General features: G+C 37.7%; 10 protein-coding genes. All 10 read right to left on the bottom strand.

Annotation, left to right across the window (positions count from 1 at the left end; translation table 11 throughout):
* Nucleotides 1-53: 53 nt before the first annotated feature.
* The gene (brxL, locus tag TES5_RS02465) at nt 54-2,120 is read right to left on the bottom strand and encodes a protease Lon-related BREX system protein BrxL (RefSeq protein ID WP_068559447.1); all 2,067 of its coding nucleotides are present in this window, start codon (nt 2,118-2,120) and stop codon (nt 54-56) included.
* A 20-nt stretch (nt 2,121-2,140) separates the two neighbouring features.
* The gene (gene pglZ / locus TES5_RS02460) at nt 2,141-4,660 is read right to left on the bottom strand and encodes a BREX-1 system phosphatase PglZ type A (protein WP_068559445.1); all 2,520 of its coding nucleotides are present in this window, start codon (nt 4,658-4,660) and stop codon (nt 2,141-2,143) included.
* Nucleotides 4,660-5,241, bottom strand: coding sequence for a hypothetical protein (locus TES5_RS02455; RefSeq protein WP_068559444.1), 582 nt, complete (start codon nt 5,239-5,241; stop codon nt 4,660-4,662). The genes pglZ and TES5_RS02455 overlap by 1 nt, the downstream gene beginning before the upstream one ends.
* A gap of 8 nt (nt 5,242-5,249) precedes the next feature.
* Nucleotides 5,250-8,837, bottom strand: coding sequence for a BREX-1 system adenine-specific DNA-methyltransferase PglX (gene pglX / locus TES5_RS02450; protein WP_068559442.1), 3,588 nt, complete (start codon nt 8,835-8,837; stop codon nt 5,250-5,252).
* A gap of 13 nt (nt 8,838-8,850) precedes the next feature.
* Nucleotides 8,851-12,474: a BREX system P-loop protein BrxC gene (gene brxC, locus TES5_RS02445; RefSeq protein WP_068559440.1), complete on the bottom strand. Its 3,624-nt coding sequence runs from the start codon at nt 12,472-12,474 to the stop codon at nt 8,851-8,853.
* A gap of 13 nt (nt 12,475-12,487) precedes the next feature.
* Nucleotides 12,488-13,072, bottom strand: coding sequence for a DUF1788 domain-containing protein (locus TES5_RS02440; protein ID WP_068559438.1), 585 nt, complete (start codon nt 13,070-13,072; stop codon nt 12,488-12,490).
* Nucleotides 13,073-13,669 carry a DUF1819 family protein gene (locus TES5_RS02435; RefSeq protein WP_068559436.1) on the bottom strand — a complete coding sequence of 199 codons (597 nt, stop codon included), beginning with the start codon at nt 13,667-13,669 and terminating at the stop codon, nt 13,073-13,075. It lies immediately after the preceding gene.
* Nucleotides 13,670-13,742: 73 nt separating this feature from the next.
* Nucleotides 13,743-13,943: a helix-turn-helix domain-containing protein gene (locus TES5_RS02430; protein ID WP_068559432.1), complete on the bottom strand. Its 201-nt coding sequence runs from the start codon at nt 13,941-13,943 to the stop codon at nt 13,743-13,745.
* 394 nt (nt 13,944-14,337) lie between these two features.
* Entirely contained in the window at nt 14,338-15,069 is a 732-nt protein-coding gene (locus tag TES5_RS02425; protein ID WP_068559430.1) for a YcjF family protein, read from the bottom strand.
* Between the two features lie 301 nt (nt 15,070-15,370).
* Complete coding sequence (locus TES5_RS02420; protein WP_068559428.1) at nt 15,371-16,756, bottom strand: hypothetical protein; 1,386 nt, start codon at nt 16,754-16,756, stop codon at nt 15,371-15,373.
* Nucleotides 16,757-16,890: the final 134 nt, after the last annotated feature.

The raw sequence follows: 16,890 nt of genomic DNA, 5'->3' as shown, positions 1-16,890 counted from the left end.
TTATCACCTTTTTCGGCTGCAAATTGAATCTACTAGCATCCAGCAATTATCCTTTACTCCACTCCCAATGCCTTAAAAATAGCCTCCTGCGGGGTATTGTAGAAGATAATACTAAACGCTCCCATCAATTCTGGCGGCACTGTGGCCATATCGACTGCGGAGGTTATTGGAATCAGCACCTTTTTAGCGCCACTGTCCAGACAGACCTGTAAGGTATTCGCAAGTTCCTCGACCTTCAGGATTGTTCCGCTAATGCTGATATCACCAAGTACAGCAAGGTTTGATAGAGTTGGCTTCTGAAGGGCCGCCGAGCATATTGCCACAAGGGTCGGTAGCGTCAAGGTTTTTGTAATACCTATGCCGTTTAAATCCTGATAGTTGACAATATAATCCTTTGTGGTGGTGCTTATGGAATTGCTGATATTTCTGCCATTTGCTTTCAAATAATTAAAGGCTGTATTCGTAGCTTCTCTCGCATCACGATCCGATCCAAGCCCGGTCCGTACAAACTTTCCATTGCCCGGAAGAACCTGTGTCTCTAATCGGTAAACACCTACCATTCCTGTTTTGCCACGTGAAATAGTGTAAACATGACCTGGATTGGGCATACCTTCTGGGATGAGTTTACCGCCCCCTTGCTCCGGCACTGGAACGAAATGTTCTTCAAAAGTCTCATTGTCGATATAGGAAAAATTCACATCATAGAACTCCATACCGCCAATTTTTTTGAGTTGCTCTTTGACGCGGCGTCGTAGTTCCAATGAAATAGTCATTATTTCCGTCATGTCCTCTTTGTTGTATACACCATCCGGATACAGAAGCTTCGTGAAACCTGAGATCATTTTTCTGACAGCAATGACGTCCCGCTGGTTTAAATTCGATCCAAACTTAAAGAATTTATCGCAAGCATCGCCAAATTGCTCTTTCCGCATTTCTTTCATAAATTCTGAAAGGTAATCGGTTATGAAGGCATATTCATCTGTGAAGAAGTCCGGCCTGTATTTGGGAATCTCCCAACCGGGTACATAGCAATGCATCCTGTCCAGAAAAGCAGTATCGTAAGCCATCGCCACTGGGAATGGTTCGAACAAATGAGATGTTTTTAGCAGAACATCTACACTCTGATTTATATTACCTACGAACACCATAGACGCACTGGCTGCCTTCTCCTCTTTGCCTCGAGCAAAAGAGCCCGATGCCATATAGTCCTTCATGATCTGAATGCCGTCTTTATCTTTGAAGGTAATTCCAGCTACTTCATCAAAAGCCACACAGTCCCACATTCCGACAAGCCCTACGGTTTTGTTTGCCATGTTGTAAAATAAGTTGGCAACAGTAGTTTGACCACCGGAAACAAGGATACTATTCGGCGAAATCTCTTTGTAAATATGAGACTTCCCTGTGCTACGGGGACCGAGTTCACAAAGATTGAAGTTATTCTCGACAAGGGGAATCATGCGGGCAAGCAGAAGCCACTTTTCACGATCAGTAAATTTATCAGACTCCATTCCTGTTGAGCGGACCAATACATTCAGCCACTCTTCTTTCGTGAATTCCTTTCTGGCTTCTTTGATTTCATCCAATTCAATATGGGGCATTTGAATCGGTGTAAGTTTCCGTACACGAATAGGAGTGGATCTTTTGTCCTCTTCCAAATATTCATATTCCAGCTGTACGATACACCAAATTCCCCCGCATAAAAGACGATCATATTCCGAAACATAGCTCGGTGCCAGGAGAATTTCCCGTACCCCAAGATTTGAAAATTCAGCCTCGTAGCGATCTTCCTTTATGTTGAGTTTTGCAGTTATACGGTCGATTACCGTATAACTGCCTCTCTCACGTAAAACCGAAAGAATTTTCTGAGCTTCATCCGGGCGAACAAAGTTTTCTGAGAGAATTTTCTTTACTGTCTTTACTCCCTCTTCGATGATTTCAGGATCATCCGAGCTGCAGTATTGTCCCAGTAAGAATTCCAGCACATAAACAGGTACATTTGCGCCTTCTTTTATGGATTTTGTTAAGTCTTTGCGGACAATCTTTCCATCGAAGAACTGCCTTAATTTCCTATTGAGAACAGCATTCGGATTGTCTGTTTTTTCTAATCGAGTTTCTTCCATTGATATTTAATCCTCCTGCCTTAGAAATTAAATCCAAAGTCATCTGCAAAAGCCAAATCCATTTGTACTTCGTGGCGGATGACTTCAAGAGCATTTACTTCATCATATGCGACTAGGTAATATTTTCTGTTCTTGTCATATTTCTTGTTTTTGAAAGTGAATTTCAAACGGAAAATACGTTTGCTTGCATCTTTGTCTTTTTTATCCGCTACATATAGGTTATCATTAGAAATTTTTTCGTTATCATCTGAAATAAAGAACACTTTATAGGTAGTTTCTTTATTCACATCTGTCACAGCTTCCGTTTGGATAAAATCCAAATTCGCCGTGAGGTTTGTAATCTTCTGAACAGAACTAACAAGCGCAATACTCACAGCCTTCGTTTCAGTGTGGTATTTGTTGGTTCTGACATTCAGAACTGGTATCACGATTTCCTGAAGCGTTGAGCCTCCATGGACGAAGTTTTGACCGCCACCAGCAACTTTGAAGACATCGCTCCCGATCGGTACAGAGACAATTCGATCATCCTCATTGCCCAGTATATCGCCCAATCTCAGTGTACCTACGCCTTCTGCATGGATGCCTTCTGAAGCAATGATATATCTTCTTCCTACAAAAGCATTTTCCCTATCGAACCCGCTGATTTTATCACTTTCAACCAGTTTATCGCGTTTGTAAATAAAACCGTGATCAGCCGTGATGATGAAACGGATATTGTTGGCGCTGGTCAGTCTCTTGATCATAGTATGAATTTCTTCCACAGCTTCTTCGCATGCCGTAAATACTTCATTTTCAGTATTCAGTTTGTCGCCCCTCGCATCAATTTGATTGTGGTAAACATAAAGTACCTCTTGGCCTGAAAAAATTTCTTTTAGTTCAGCTATTTTCATGGTCTTGATATCATCAAATTGAACGGTACGACTATTTGGAACAAAACTCTGTAATACCTGCTCTCTCGAATTTAGGTTATCACAGACCTTGCCATCCACCAACACACTATAGTCATCGCTCATAGATAGTTTTCTGTGGGGAAGAAGTGCAGACATACCAAACCTTGTGTAGGATGGCAAAACACTTTGCATAGCATCCATGGATGCTGTACATTTTTCGTCCTCCATCAATCTTTTTAGTAAAGTCTGTCCCACTTCAAACCGAAAGGCATCGGAAATAATGACCACAACTCGCTCTTTGGCGCGACGTACATATTTATCATAAAACTCTTGTTGTTTGATCAGCCCTGTACCTCCCTTACACTCCATAAAAGCACGATTCCAAGCCACTGATAGAGGATTAAGGTAACGATTCGTATAGATGTTCTCGACCAAATCCCGCAAATTCTCAAAAGGGGTACTATTGAGCACTTGGTCATAGTGATAGTAAAAATAGCGGTATTTTTGGTCAATCGCATAATCTTCCGCTACATAGCTCTTCCATATGTCCGATGCAGTTTTCTTAGGCTCAAAACGCGCTGCCATAATCAGATGATAGGCATTTTCCAAAATATAATAATCAGAATAGTACAGCTGACCATAATGCATTTTTCTCCTCATTCGGCAAAGTTCCGTTATCGTATGCCCGTTTACTTTGGCATCTGAGTCTTCATTCTCAAGCCTTTCTATCAGCCATTTAAGCAAGAAAACATCCGCTTTTTTGAAAATCTCAAGCTCTGCTAAATCACTGATATTCAACTTTTCAAAGACGGCATCACCATTCAAAGTGTTGTAAACTAAATCAGACAACTCATCAAAATTATCTTTATAGATCAAGCTGTTCATCAAGCTATCCAAAAACGCGATTATATTGCCTGATTTGTAGGAGCAATAGTTTTTCCAAGCCTGCGGTAGCTCAGACTGAATAACCTTCGAGGTATAAGTGGCAAATAGCGTGTAAATAAATTTGGATAGTGATGGCGAAACATCGGTGTAGCCAAAATTTTCTTCGCACATCTTCCAAAACGGTTCAATTAAATCATACTTTTCAAACTCTGCCAGATATTTGTTTTCCTCCAGCTCACCATCCGTAATTACCGTACGGACGATTTCTTCGAAAGATACGATTTTTGTCCTGCAGAGGACACTCATTAGCGCGGTCTCAATGACGCTCTTGTTGAAGTTTTCAATCTCAAGTTCATAGAATTTCTGAGTTCTGTCTTTTGCACCGAAGAACTTGATATAATGCTGCAGCACTGGTTTATATTTTTCATCAATCCCTAAGTCAACTTGAAGTAAAGATGCCCGATCTGCAAAAAACTCTTTCGAATAGCGGATCGTATCTGCCAGATGGTTTTCTTTAAGGACAGGTTTAGGAAACGGAGCGTAAACCAAATAATTGGTCTTAGTATCTTCGCGTTCCAAAAAATATTTGATATAGAACTGATTGTCATGCTCCAACTTTAAAATTTTTGCATGTTCAAGTTCCAAGCTATCTATGTCTGAAACAAATTCAGCACCTGCATCGTACCAAAATACCAGTTTGCGTACATCACCCACAAATTCGCTGTTGAGCTTATCTGTAATTTGTTTTAGGTTAAGCTCTGCCATTATTCCACCTCTTCTAAAAAGTCATTAAGCTTCTTTATAACCGAAGGAATGCTCTTACTCTTTTTACATATAATGATGATTTTATCAGTTGGGACTTTGTTTTCTTGCAATCGATTCTTAAGGAATTCTCCCATATTATGCAAAAACTCATCGTAAGTATAGTTGTATATAATGAGTATGCCGGAATGGTAATAGTGTTTATAATTAGTGAATTTTGATAGTGTCACTATATCCTTATAAACACCTTCCTGATAGTTCCCTTCTATCTTTCCTTTGACTTCAACCACTATTGCATTCCCTTGCATCATACCTGGGATATGAAACACAAAGTCAGGGTTCTTCCGTGCATTTCTGTCAAACCCGACATGACCACTTTTATCAATTTCTCCATGTATCTGTATATCGGTCAGTCCTCTTGTAGATTGAATCAACCTCATTTGATGGTATAGCTCATAACAAAAAATTCTTTCTCTGACAACTCCTAAGGTCCTATAAGTCGTTGTGAGTTTATAGTATTCATCCCCAACGTTTTCAAGAGCATCCCTAATCAACTGAATGAATGACTCTACCATTTTATCCATTAAACCCCTCAAATCTTCCCAAGGATGCCCAATTTCTTACCATCTTGCCCGGTCTGCACCTTTTCATAATTCACCTTTACCCCATCATCTAAATCAATTGCTATACGGCTAATGGCAAGGTGAGCAATCTTCTCGTCATATTCTTTAGTCTCTTTGAGTTGCTTGACAAGCTTTTCCTTACGTTTTTCTGCTTGTCCAATTTCACGAGTGTTATTACTGTTCTCCGCCATATCTATCATACGATTAATTTCACTCATGTAGATTTTTTGCATTTTATGAAGATAATCTACACGCACAATTCCTGTGGTATCAGCAGTATAACGATGCATATAAACAAGGGCCTTGAATCCATCTTGTTTACCACTGTCGTACAGCCAGTAAATAGGACGTTTTTGGTACGTTTTTACATGATCCTTATAGAAGTCCTTAACGAAGTAATTGCGGATAATTTCTCTTGAAGTGTTTCCCTTATTCCCAAGTGCTTTGGCAATGAAAGCAAGATTTTCTTCAAGTGTTTCTACACTGTAAACGCTTTTGATGAATTCTACAAAACGTCCGACAATGTCATCTCCAAAATATTCTTCATCCGTAATCAGAATACAGTTATCTATATCTGGGATAAACGTAGTGTATTTGTTATCATCCCATTTACCACCTGCATAAGTAAGGCCTTCTGCATCCAACGAATACCTGCCAAACATACAGCCTACAGCGTATGAAAGGAAGCTCTTAATGTCTCTTTGTAGATCTGCTTTGCGGACAGTAACATCGTTGTCTTCCACTTCCGGAGTAAGCTCATTTTGTAAGCCATAAATATTAATAAATATGCGGTTAAGTTCTTCTTCATTGATTTTTATTTGATAAAAACAATCAGCACATTCCCTTTCCCAAGACAAATAAGATTCTGCGATTGTATCAAAAGAATACAAAAGAGGATTCCTTATGAAATCCCATGAAGTTTCAAAACTATCCCAGTCACTTTTTGATAATTGAATGTTCTGTTTTACAAGAGTATTAATTTGTTCAACATTTCCCTCTAATACTGGTATACCTGCTATGTCGCCTGGTTGGTAATTAATCGTTGCATTGCTTATGTCCAAGTAGTATTGACCAACTTTACTGTTTAGTAATCCCAGTATATATAATAGGTTATCTTGAATAGCAATACTTGAACCTCCTGAATCAAAAATTGCACCTCCGTCACATAATCTACAAGAAAATTTTCCAGACGTTACAGCAGACCAGGTAATCAGTTTTTTGAAATATAACGACTCACTCCTCACACTTGCCGCCTTAAGCCCATTAGCTTTTATATTAGTCTTGATTTCAAATCCATCATTTTCCCAATTGACCAAATATTCATTATATCCATACCAACGTTTGTAGCCCCCCCCTTTGCAATAGGGGAACCATTTCATTTGAGAATTTTTAGCATCCAGAGAAGAAGATGCATTTAGCATTACTGTTTTTATACTCACTTCTGACCACAATCTTAGAAATCTATTGTTGTCTCCTGTTGTCATACCCGTTTTTGGAAAAGCAATTTGCCCAAGCAATTTCCCATTATCAAAAGCATCAATAATAGTAGCACTTACCCAATACGCTATCGGTGAACTAGGGATTTTCGAAAACACATCTAAGCTTTCTGTCTTATACCGTTCATTAACTGTCGGAAAAGCCAGCGGAATTCCATCAGCATTCGTCTCATAATAACGAATATAATCATATTGCGCCTTATACTTATGTATATTTTTATTATCAAACACTACGGCAGCAGTTCCGAAATTAATGCCAAGACTGGTTCCACCTTTCCCAAGATATGGCATGTGTACCATGTTTCTAATATTTTTGGTTCTAATAATTTTTTCTCGCATCCTTTTAAAACTAGATAAAAACATCCAACTTTCCATTGTAATCATTGCTACAAATCCATTGTTCTTTGCATAAGAAAATCCTTTTTCAATAAAGCATGCGAACATATCGGATTTTGCTTCAGGGTAATTCTTTTTTACGTATTCTGATAAATTAATTCCTAAACCATTACTTCCCATGTAAGGAGGATTGGTCACAACAATATCATATTTCTGAGCCATTGCTTCACCAATTACAATGATTTGTCTTAATTTTTCTTGTGAATCTTCTATACCAATACTTTCGAGTGATATCTGACCCTCAATTCGAAAATCCTCTACAAAATGACTTAGCAATTCCCAGTTGTAGTTATCTACATTCAAAATAGAACCATATTCTTTAGCATCGAAAAATATATCCAACAAATATTCCAAATGTTGAATTGCCGTATTTCGCTCCATTTCATTTAAAGAATGTCCAAGATATTGCAAATGAGCTCTGTTGATTCCATTGCTTTCTTTAATAGAGAATATTTTTGGCATAACTCCTCTAGTTAAAAATCTACGATCGTATTTTGTTGCTCTCATCATCACAGCGAAATATGCTAGCTGGTAAGCTCTGTCATCAATGTCCAGACCGAATAAGTTATTTTTAACAATTGCACTTGCTGCATCTCTTTGTGTATAGCCTTGGCTTTCATAAATCTGCATAAGAACATCAAAGGCGTAAACAAGAATATGGCCACTTCCCATAGATGGATCAATTATCTTGATGTCAATTGGATTCAGTTTCTTGTATTCTGTTCTGATTTTTTCCAGTTCAGCCTTGACACTTTCTTCTTGCTCGACTTCCTCAAGATAGTATTTCCAATCGGCCTTTAAAACATCATTCGGGTGTCCTTCAACCCATAATCGTCCAAGGGAATTTTCAACCATATAACGCACAATCCAGTCAGGTGTGAATAACTGTGTTGCTGCTGGAATACGCTCTTTTGTAATTTTGATGTTCTTTTTAAGCAACGCAAATACTTCATCTTTGGGCTCAGAATTGTAGTACTGATACATCCATCCAATAATTTCTACTGCCTCAGTGAAATCTTCTTCTGCGATATCATTTACAAGATGGCTAACAATGCCCTCACTATCTGTAAAGGAAATGGTGAGCAGCAATTCAGTATAATCGGCTGTTTTCTCAAACAACTGTGGAAGAACTTCGTTTAGTTTGTTGCACTGCTTTATAAAAAGCATACGAAACAGTTCGTCCAACTTGTTTTCCTGTTTTAGCTGCATGATTCGATCCGTTTCATATGATGAGAACTCCATATCGGTATCGAATGGTGTTGTGACCATATCCGGCTCAGATTTTTTCGGTGTTTCGCTGGAAAGCACCCGTATACGAGATGGCAAATAGTCATTGACTTCCATAAACCGAATGGCAATCAATCGGTTAAACCAAGTGTATGCAACTTCCTCTATAACAAATTGAAGGGCTGTGTTGTAATCAGATGTGCTTTCTTTTTCTCTAATTCGTTTTACCAAGGCATTCCGCTGTTTGATTTCATTATCAGATATTTCGTTAGGTTTCCCAGTTCCGATATCAAAAAACTGGATATTGCCTGTTGAAACGGAAATGGGCTGTGAAATCCCCTTTTCGTTAATACCAATCAGGCCTGCTTTATAAGATATTTCGCTGATAAGCTTTCTTCTCGCCCATACAGCAAAGTTCTTGATGGCTGTCTTATTCATGTTGACCCCCTATTTAAAATTCTACATTAAGAATCATATTTTCTTGGATGCTCTTCTTTAAGTTTGATTTTAGTGTTTCAACATACCGGTCAACATCGTCTTCCGTTTCAATTTGCCAAGTTGTTTCAGAGTTGATGGATTTAATACTGACTGTTTTCCGGGTTTTTGGTTTATTTGAAATATAAACACCTGATGGATCTACAATGGTACCGCCTGTTGTTTTATCTGGGTTTTCAGTTTGTCTGGTCGCTATAATCAGTGCTTCTTCTTTACTGATTTCATTGAGCAAACGCACTTTTAGGGCATCTGCTTCTATTTTGATATTTTGTAGCGTTGCGACATTATTACAAGACCCCGCCTTATCACGTAGATCCGAAAAGCCCTCAATGACTCTTCTAGATAATTTCTCTTTGCATTCTTTCCCTTCAAGTTCCTCCGTGACACGAATGCGAGCCTCTTCAATCGCGATAAAAACGGGCACTTCCATTTCTGTAAGCAAATTGCCATAGAGCTCTTTGTAACGATCTAAAAGATCCGGGATTTTTCTAATTTCTCTGTATGGTGCACGGGTTTTCATAATGGACTTTATTTCTTCAACAACTTTTTCGATTTCATTGTTCACAATAAACGTCTTGCTGTCATCATAAATCTTTAATAGTCCGAGGCTGCGATTCCAAATGTCAATCTGGTCCCCCCTAAAAAATGATTTTACAGGCTCATAATCTTCTGCAAATTCCAACAACTCATCTTGTTTTTCATTAACTGTCTTAAAGAATTCGGTTGAGTATTGGATCGCCAATAAATTCAGTAATAAACCCTTTCCGTCCTTTACTATATTTTCACCAGGATAACTTGGTTCATTTTTATAATGAATCTCCAACTTCTCCAAGTCATTTTTAAGATGAGTCGCGTACTGTTGGAAGCTCTTCAAAATAGCATCATCTTCATCACTGGCAGGTGTGACATTGAAGAGCTCTTTCATCACTTCTCTTACTACTTTTTTCTGTTTGTCGTTAGCTTTTTCCCGCTTTTCCGTGAGGAGTTTTTCAAGATATTCTTTACGGCTCAAATAACGGTAAACTTCATCTTCAGACTTTGTCAGCAGTGTGACTACGTCATTGTTTACAAAGAACGCAATATCGCCGTCTTTGAACAACTTAGCAACCAACCACTGGACATCATCGCCAACAAAGCCATAAGGCGGTTTTGTGAAGCGTTCCATAATGGATTTCATGGAAGTTTTTGCATGTCTTAGCGAGTTCATGCTGACGAAATCAAGAACATCATTGAGTGCCAATCTGTTCGGTATTTGGGTAGTACCGTCAATGGAAAGTTGGCTATTATTAGTTCCCTTCAAAATGGCCCGGATATTAGCTTCACTCATTGCTGTATCGATATAAGACAGCTTATGGTAGGTTACGTTCACGAGCTTGCCCAGTGCCTCATTGATTCGAGCAGAAACATCTTTAGCTCCAATCTGGAGTTTATCCCCATTGCTGTATATATCAGCATTTCTGAGGGATTGCTCAAGGAAGATCCTTGCATTTCCGCTTCTTTCGCGCATTTCAACGCGTTTCGCTTCTTTGATTTGTTCATACTTTGTCAATGTATTGGAAGAATTCAATCTCAGGTATTTCTCTATTTTTAGAGCGCTCCGAATTTCATCCATAAATGCTTTATCATCAGGAAGCGCCACCAAAATACTGGCATTCTGACCGCTCATTAGGCGTAATGTAGTTTCATCTGTCCCCAATTCATAGTTCGGTGTCAATATTTTGAGCGAAATATCATGATTTTGATTTGCCTTGTAAGGTCTATCGTCCACAAACTGGTTGAAGGAGAACGTATAACGCCCATTAAATGCAGGATAACGATATTTCTTTTCATCAAAAAGACCATCGAATATCAGCTCTGATACTTTTCCGATAACTTCTGAAATCTCAACGTTTTGACTCTCGATTTCTCTATTGATTTCCTGCTCTTCATCAGTAAGGAATACATAAACCTCACCATTTTTTTGGATCAGCGTTTGACGGACAAGTCGTTTCAAAGTCTCCTCGACTTTATTTTTCAGCGCAATCCTGTCGTCGTCTATATTTGAAACCATTAGACTTGTTATATTTTCAAGGTTAGCCACCACTTCTTTGACGTATTTGATCATGAATAAGGTTTTTAACACAGCGACATCAAAGCAGTCCTCTGATTTCTCGGGATTTAAGTATTCATTGTCATAAGCGCGAATGATCACACCCTTGTGGCTATGATCCAAAAACTCCTCCAAGGGATCGTAGAACATATTTACAGGAACAATTGTCCCCTCGGTCTTGTCCATTATTTTCATTGCTGACTCTTTAAAGAGTGCCAGCATGGAACGTTCTCCTTCAGCTAAGTGTTTACCGCTGGCACCGTGCGTTCTGATGGATGTCAGGACACTTGCAAGAAGATTGAACTGATATGGAACAAAAGGATAGATCGCTGCAAAATTATTGCGATCTGAATAGAGTTTCTTTTCTATGCCATCGTTGAAAATGATGAGATTTTTGATGATGGTGTCCTTTTCGTCATAAAGTAGACCAAGTGTCTGTTTACCGCTCTCAGTTTTCTCAAGTATTCTCTTGCGAATAACTTCATCCACGTTGGCAGAAGAAAGCGATAGTCTGGTATCAAAGCGCCCTTGAATCTTGGAAAAATCATTTCCTTTTGTTTTGGTGATGCTGTCTATATCCTGTTGACTGGTAACTAAAACCCATGCTTTGCCGTCACAAGCGGTGCCCAAGTCTTCTGTCACGGTTTGAAGATTTAGCATCAATTTTGAATCATCGCCGATGTATTGACCAATTTCATCTACAAGGAAGACCACATGATGGTTATTGCCTTTCTTTTCAATGTGCTTTTTGACCATTTCTGCAAAAGTGGCCACATCGATATTGTAGGCTCCTGTTGCACTTGCGCACCAATTTTTTGCAGCATCCATGCTCATGTAATCAATCTGAACTAATGACCTACAAACGTAATCTTGAATAAGTCTAAATTGATGGCGAGAATCTTCCCATTCTTTGCCACGAATTTCTTTAAAGGCTTTTTTGAAATCCTCATACTTGTCTTCATCGGAAAGCTGTCTCTCCAAGTCAGCTAAAAAGGGATTCGCTCCATAGAATCCAAGGTGCTGGTTAAAGACTTTTAAGAATACTGAAAGAATGGCTTCTTTATTATTCTGCGAATCGGCCATGCCACTTTTCGAATCAATATTAAATAGAATGACATCACTGGATACATTTGCAGCAAGCCGCATATCTGCAAGAACCATCTCATCCTTAATTTTTCTGTCTTCGATAAAATATTCAAGGGCTGTTTTACCATCAACTAAGCGATTCTCCAAAAGATAAGATAAAATTTTCAGGAAATGCGATTTACCGCTTCCAAAGAAACCGGATATCCAAACTCCCATTTTGTCTGTGTTGCCAATGATACCTTTTTTATAGCTTGAGAAAAAGTCTGCAAAATGCTTTTGCAATTCTCTCGTAACAACGTATTCTTCCAGTTCTTGTCTGATATTTTCGTCATCACCTTGTCCAACCTTTATAACACCTTTGATTTCTCTATCGATCGGTTTTGCAAACATATTTTTCACATACATATCGTTTTACCCCTCAATCTACAAGCTTGAAAGCTCTGTAATAGTTGTCGTCTTTTATTTCTGAGAACAGCATCAATGACTGCCCATCATACTTTCCAGGGAAAAACATAATAACCGGCACATCGTCCACATACTGATGCAAGTTATTTAAAACCTTATGGGAACGCAATATCGGAAAGCATTTCCCGACGCCCGTTAAAAACACAATCGAGTTGCTAGGCGTATTGTTCTTGATATGTGCCAAGATTTCATTGCTGTGGTTATCCTCTTCCATTCGAAGTATTTCATTTATCGCTTTGGTGATTTCCGAAAATCCTTTAGTTTTTTCGAATTCTATGCACAAATCGAGGAATCCTTCACGAATCAAAAGGTCCATGACGATGTCGTACAAATCGAAAACGACCAACTGAAAGTCTTGGCTCCCGTTTTTATATTTCGATGTCAGATAATCAATCCGTTCTCTGACAAGGAGTTCTTGCTCTGCAGGATAATCAAATATGTAGTATCCCACTTCATTTCCTAGGCCCTTATTTTTTCGGAAGTTTGGCTGCTTGAGTTTATCTTCAAGCTTGTTTAATCTGCTGTCTAAATCCTGCATTTAGCTCACTCCTGTAATGGCTTTGATCAATTGCATCTCACCGGTGTCTTTTAAAAAGTTTTCTAATGTTATATCCAGAATTGGAGGTGTGATTTTTTTTTGCTTATCACTGATAGTCAGTAGCCCTGCATCAACTAAAAAGTTCATATAGGTACTGCGCAATCGTCGTAAAGTCACATCCGTCCACTTGCTCATAATTTCGTCTTGCTCTTGTTTATTTTTAAAAAAGATATTGATATCACTTGCCGTCAGCTCAAGTGCTCCAAGCTTCACTTTTTCGCGATATACCTCATACAGAAACTCGAAAAATAGTCTGTTTTTCTTGGCTGACGCTAGGATATTGATTATTTTTTGAGTCTGCAAATCAGTATGCATAAAAATTTCTAGATAACCATCCTCAATTGCTTCAATTCTATTTTTAAGATAGCCAAAAATTCTTTTTGCTCGATATTCCTTCGAAATCCCCAGCAAATTTTCATTCAGGCATAAAGCCTTGATATCATCCCAGGATTTACCTTCGTACCTTAATTTTATTAAAATCTTGAATTCGATGAACCAAAAGGATTCCGCTACAAGCCCTGAACTATACTTTTCCATAAATAATCCCCCAAATACCACATTGTTACTATTTCTTAAACGGGCTGTCTGCCCCACCGGTTCTCTACAGCAGTTACTTTACTACTTCAACGATATCCCCGATGTCGCAATCCAATATTCTGCAGATTTTGATCAAAATATCGAGCGATACAATCTCATTTTTTTTTAGTTTAGTGAATGTAGCAGGGCTGATCTTTGCTGCCTTCCTCACTCCCACGTTCGTCATGTCTTTGTCAATTATCAATATCCAAAGCTTTTTATAACTAACACCCATATAACACCTCTTTGCTGCTTAATGATTTTTTTATTTAACTTGTCATAATGGCACAAACATTTTTAGATAAATTACACTATACTACTTCATTTTATCAATTTAGAATTACCAATACAATGGAATCGTTCAACTTCTCAAAAAAAATAGCATATATTGAAAAGCGAATTATTTTACCTTGTTATAATTCCTGGGAATTCAGGTATTTTTATTAAAAGAAAAACACCCAGCTTATGCTGAGTGCATTTTGTTTAGATTTTCGTTACTGCGAAAGAAAATACTATTCTCCTTAAAACTCTCGTGATTCTGAAGAGAACTCTATATTCTCGATTTTGACTTTAACATTCTCAAATCCAAAGCAAATTTTCCAAGTGTCTGAATTTGATGAATCATCCATTTAATTTTTATTCGACGTTTTACTAGAATTTTGAAGTGTCTTAAAAAGCGTATTAAACTGTCCTTTAAATGACATGAATTGGTCGAAAATATCTTCGCCATCATTTAACATTTTTACGGTTACCCAACCTAAAGATTCAGTGATTGTGCTGGCAACGGTACCGTTAATTGCGGCACCTGCAACGGTCCCCACAGCGGGAATCAATTTCACGATATTGCCGACTGCACTTCTGCCTAAACCAACAACAATCAATTCTTTAGACAGGCTTTTCCCAAGACTTTCAGACCATGATTGACCGAATATTTTGTGCAAGCGAGCCATCATCGTTAACTGGACTGGAACCAGCAAGACTGCATCTGAAAAAGGGATAGGCGAACAGCCGATAATGGCTGCCGTTAAAGACGCAGCATGAACAGTAGTATGACATTTTTTGCGGGTTTCTTCATCAACACCTTCCAAAAACTCATCGAAGATACCGTCAAATTGATTTTTACTCTTGTCCAGAATTTTTTCAGCCTGCTCTTTTGATTTGTCATAAGCATTAATTACAGTGGCTGATGTTTTTTGCGGTAATTTTTTTAACACTTCGGAGAAGAATGATTCAAATTCTTTTTCGTCTTGCTTCAGATCGTTGTCTGTAAGTTCTCTTTCAACCTGATCTTCTTTTACTGCCTCTTTTTCCTGATTTCGCATTTTCCCTGTGACTGTCTTTTTCCTAAACTCTTTTTTCATGCGTACTCCCACCTTTATAGTTAATCAACAGCTTGAAAATTTTAAATTTTTTTGATCTTCCTGTAAATTACTTGTATCCAGGGTTTTGGTGCAAAAACATTCCACTATTCCCCTCAAAAAAATCAAATGTATTCATATCGACGAATTTGGAGTTCAAGCCTTGGAATAAAATCTTTTAAGACCCATGGTTTAACAGTGCCTTGGTTCATCTATTAATCCATCATACGCATATCTTTTCCTTTTTGGGAAAAAGCTATTGGTTCACCATAATGCAACCACTTATCTTATGCGATGACAACACTCACGATTCAATTTCTTTGATCATTTGATTTATGAGTTCTTTTAAAACAACAGCCACATCAGTGTAACTGTTCGAAGAGACATCTATTTTTTTCAAAATATCCATGGGTATACTTGCCTGTACTTTAAAAGGAAATATTAAATCGTACTGAGTTCTTTTAGAATTCACAAACTTATCCTGAAATTCATTGTCAAATTGGTTTACATTTTCTAATTTACTTGTTATGTCTGGTGTATAGATATTAGTCCACTGATTATTAATGCTGTGCTTTCTTCCAGTCATATTCATAAGATTTTGATATTTATGTTTATTGAAACTTTTTATTTCGCTTGTATTGAAGTACGCATCTAACACAGAACTACCCATTGACTTTAAACACAGATAGGGTTTGGTGACCATCTGCATATTTACAACTTCGTTGTTCAATGCCGTTGAAAATGACAAGGGCGACTTGCTCACAAATTTAAAATCTGTCGTTTTTTGAATCAAACTGTATGCTTGCGGTTTAGTAAATCCCGGCCAAAAATTAATAGTCAATTTTCCTTCTTTGTTCACCTCATCGTATTCGTACCAAACAACTATTCGATCTATCCAAGAAAGATTGCACATCATAGTATTGTTATTTGTCAAACTATAATTTATGCCATTATTTATTCCATTCAATTTTTTAACCAAGTCAGACATAATAATTCCAACTCTTTTACTTATTAATTCAGTTTCCTCATTTTGGCAAAGTTTAAGCGGTTTAGAAGGTATCCAATCTGGATGAATATTTCTTAGCAAATGATAGTAATCATTAATAATCTTATTATCTGACGAGTGTAATATCTGATACGTCTCAATAAGTTCAACTATTTCCGTCCAACTCACAGATACTATATTCCCATTAACAACGCTGCTATTATTTTTGTAATAATTGCTAATATATCCCTCCATTTGATTGATAAGTTGCCCCATGCAATTGTGATCCGATGGTTTAACTTCGATAATAATTAATGTATCATCGTACTCAATTGTTATATCCGTTATCGTTCCATAGTTATTTGAAGGATTCATGATAGGAATTGGTAGTATAGCTTCTGTCAACGTTATCCCAAGTATATTTGAGTATTCTGGTTCTATTTGTGTTGTATTCATTTGAATATTTACTTCATATTCCCTTTGAGGTTTTTCTATTTTTTGTAGCATAGCTAAATTAGCGAGCACAGTTGAACTAACCGGGCTGCTTATTTTGTTATTCACTAAATCAAATAGTCTATCCAATATGAAAGGATTTGAATCTAGTATTATGGCTAGGCCTCGAGAGATATTATTCTCAATCGGATCCGCCGCGGCCTGACTGTAATGGTAGAATATATTCAAGTGTTTATTTTTTCTGTTTCCCATCATTATTCCCCCACAATCAAAATAATTTCTACACATCGAATAAAAATTTTTGAAAACGTTTACCGTATTTATTATATCAAAATAATTCATTTTTCAATACAATTAATTCCTAGATGATCCGAGCGCACACAGCA

Origin of the sequence: Trichococcus sp. ES5 (genome assembly GCF_900067165.1) — a bacterium.
GTDB classification, from domain to species: Bacteria; Bacillota; Bacilli; order Lactobacillales; family Aerococcaceae; genus Trichococcus; species Trichococcus flocculiformis.
This window is presented reverse-complemented; position numbering and strand designations above follow the sequence as displayed.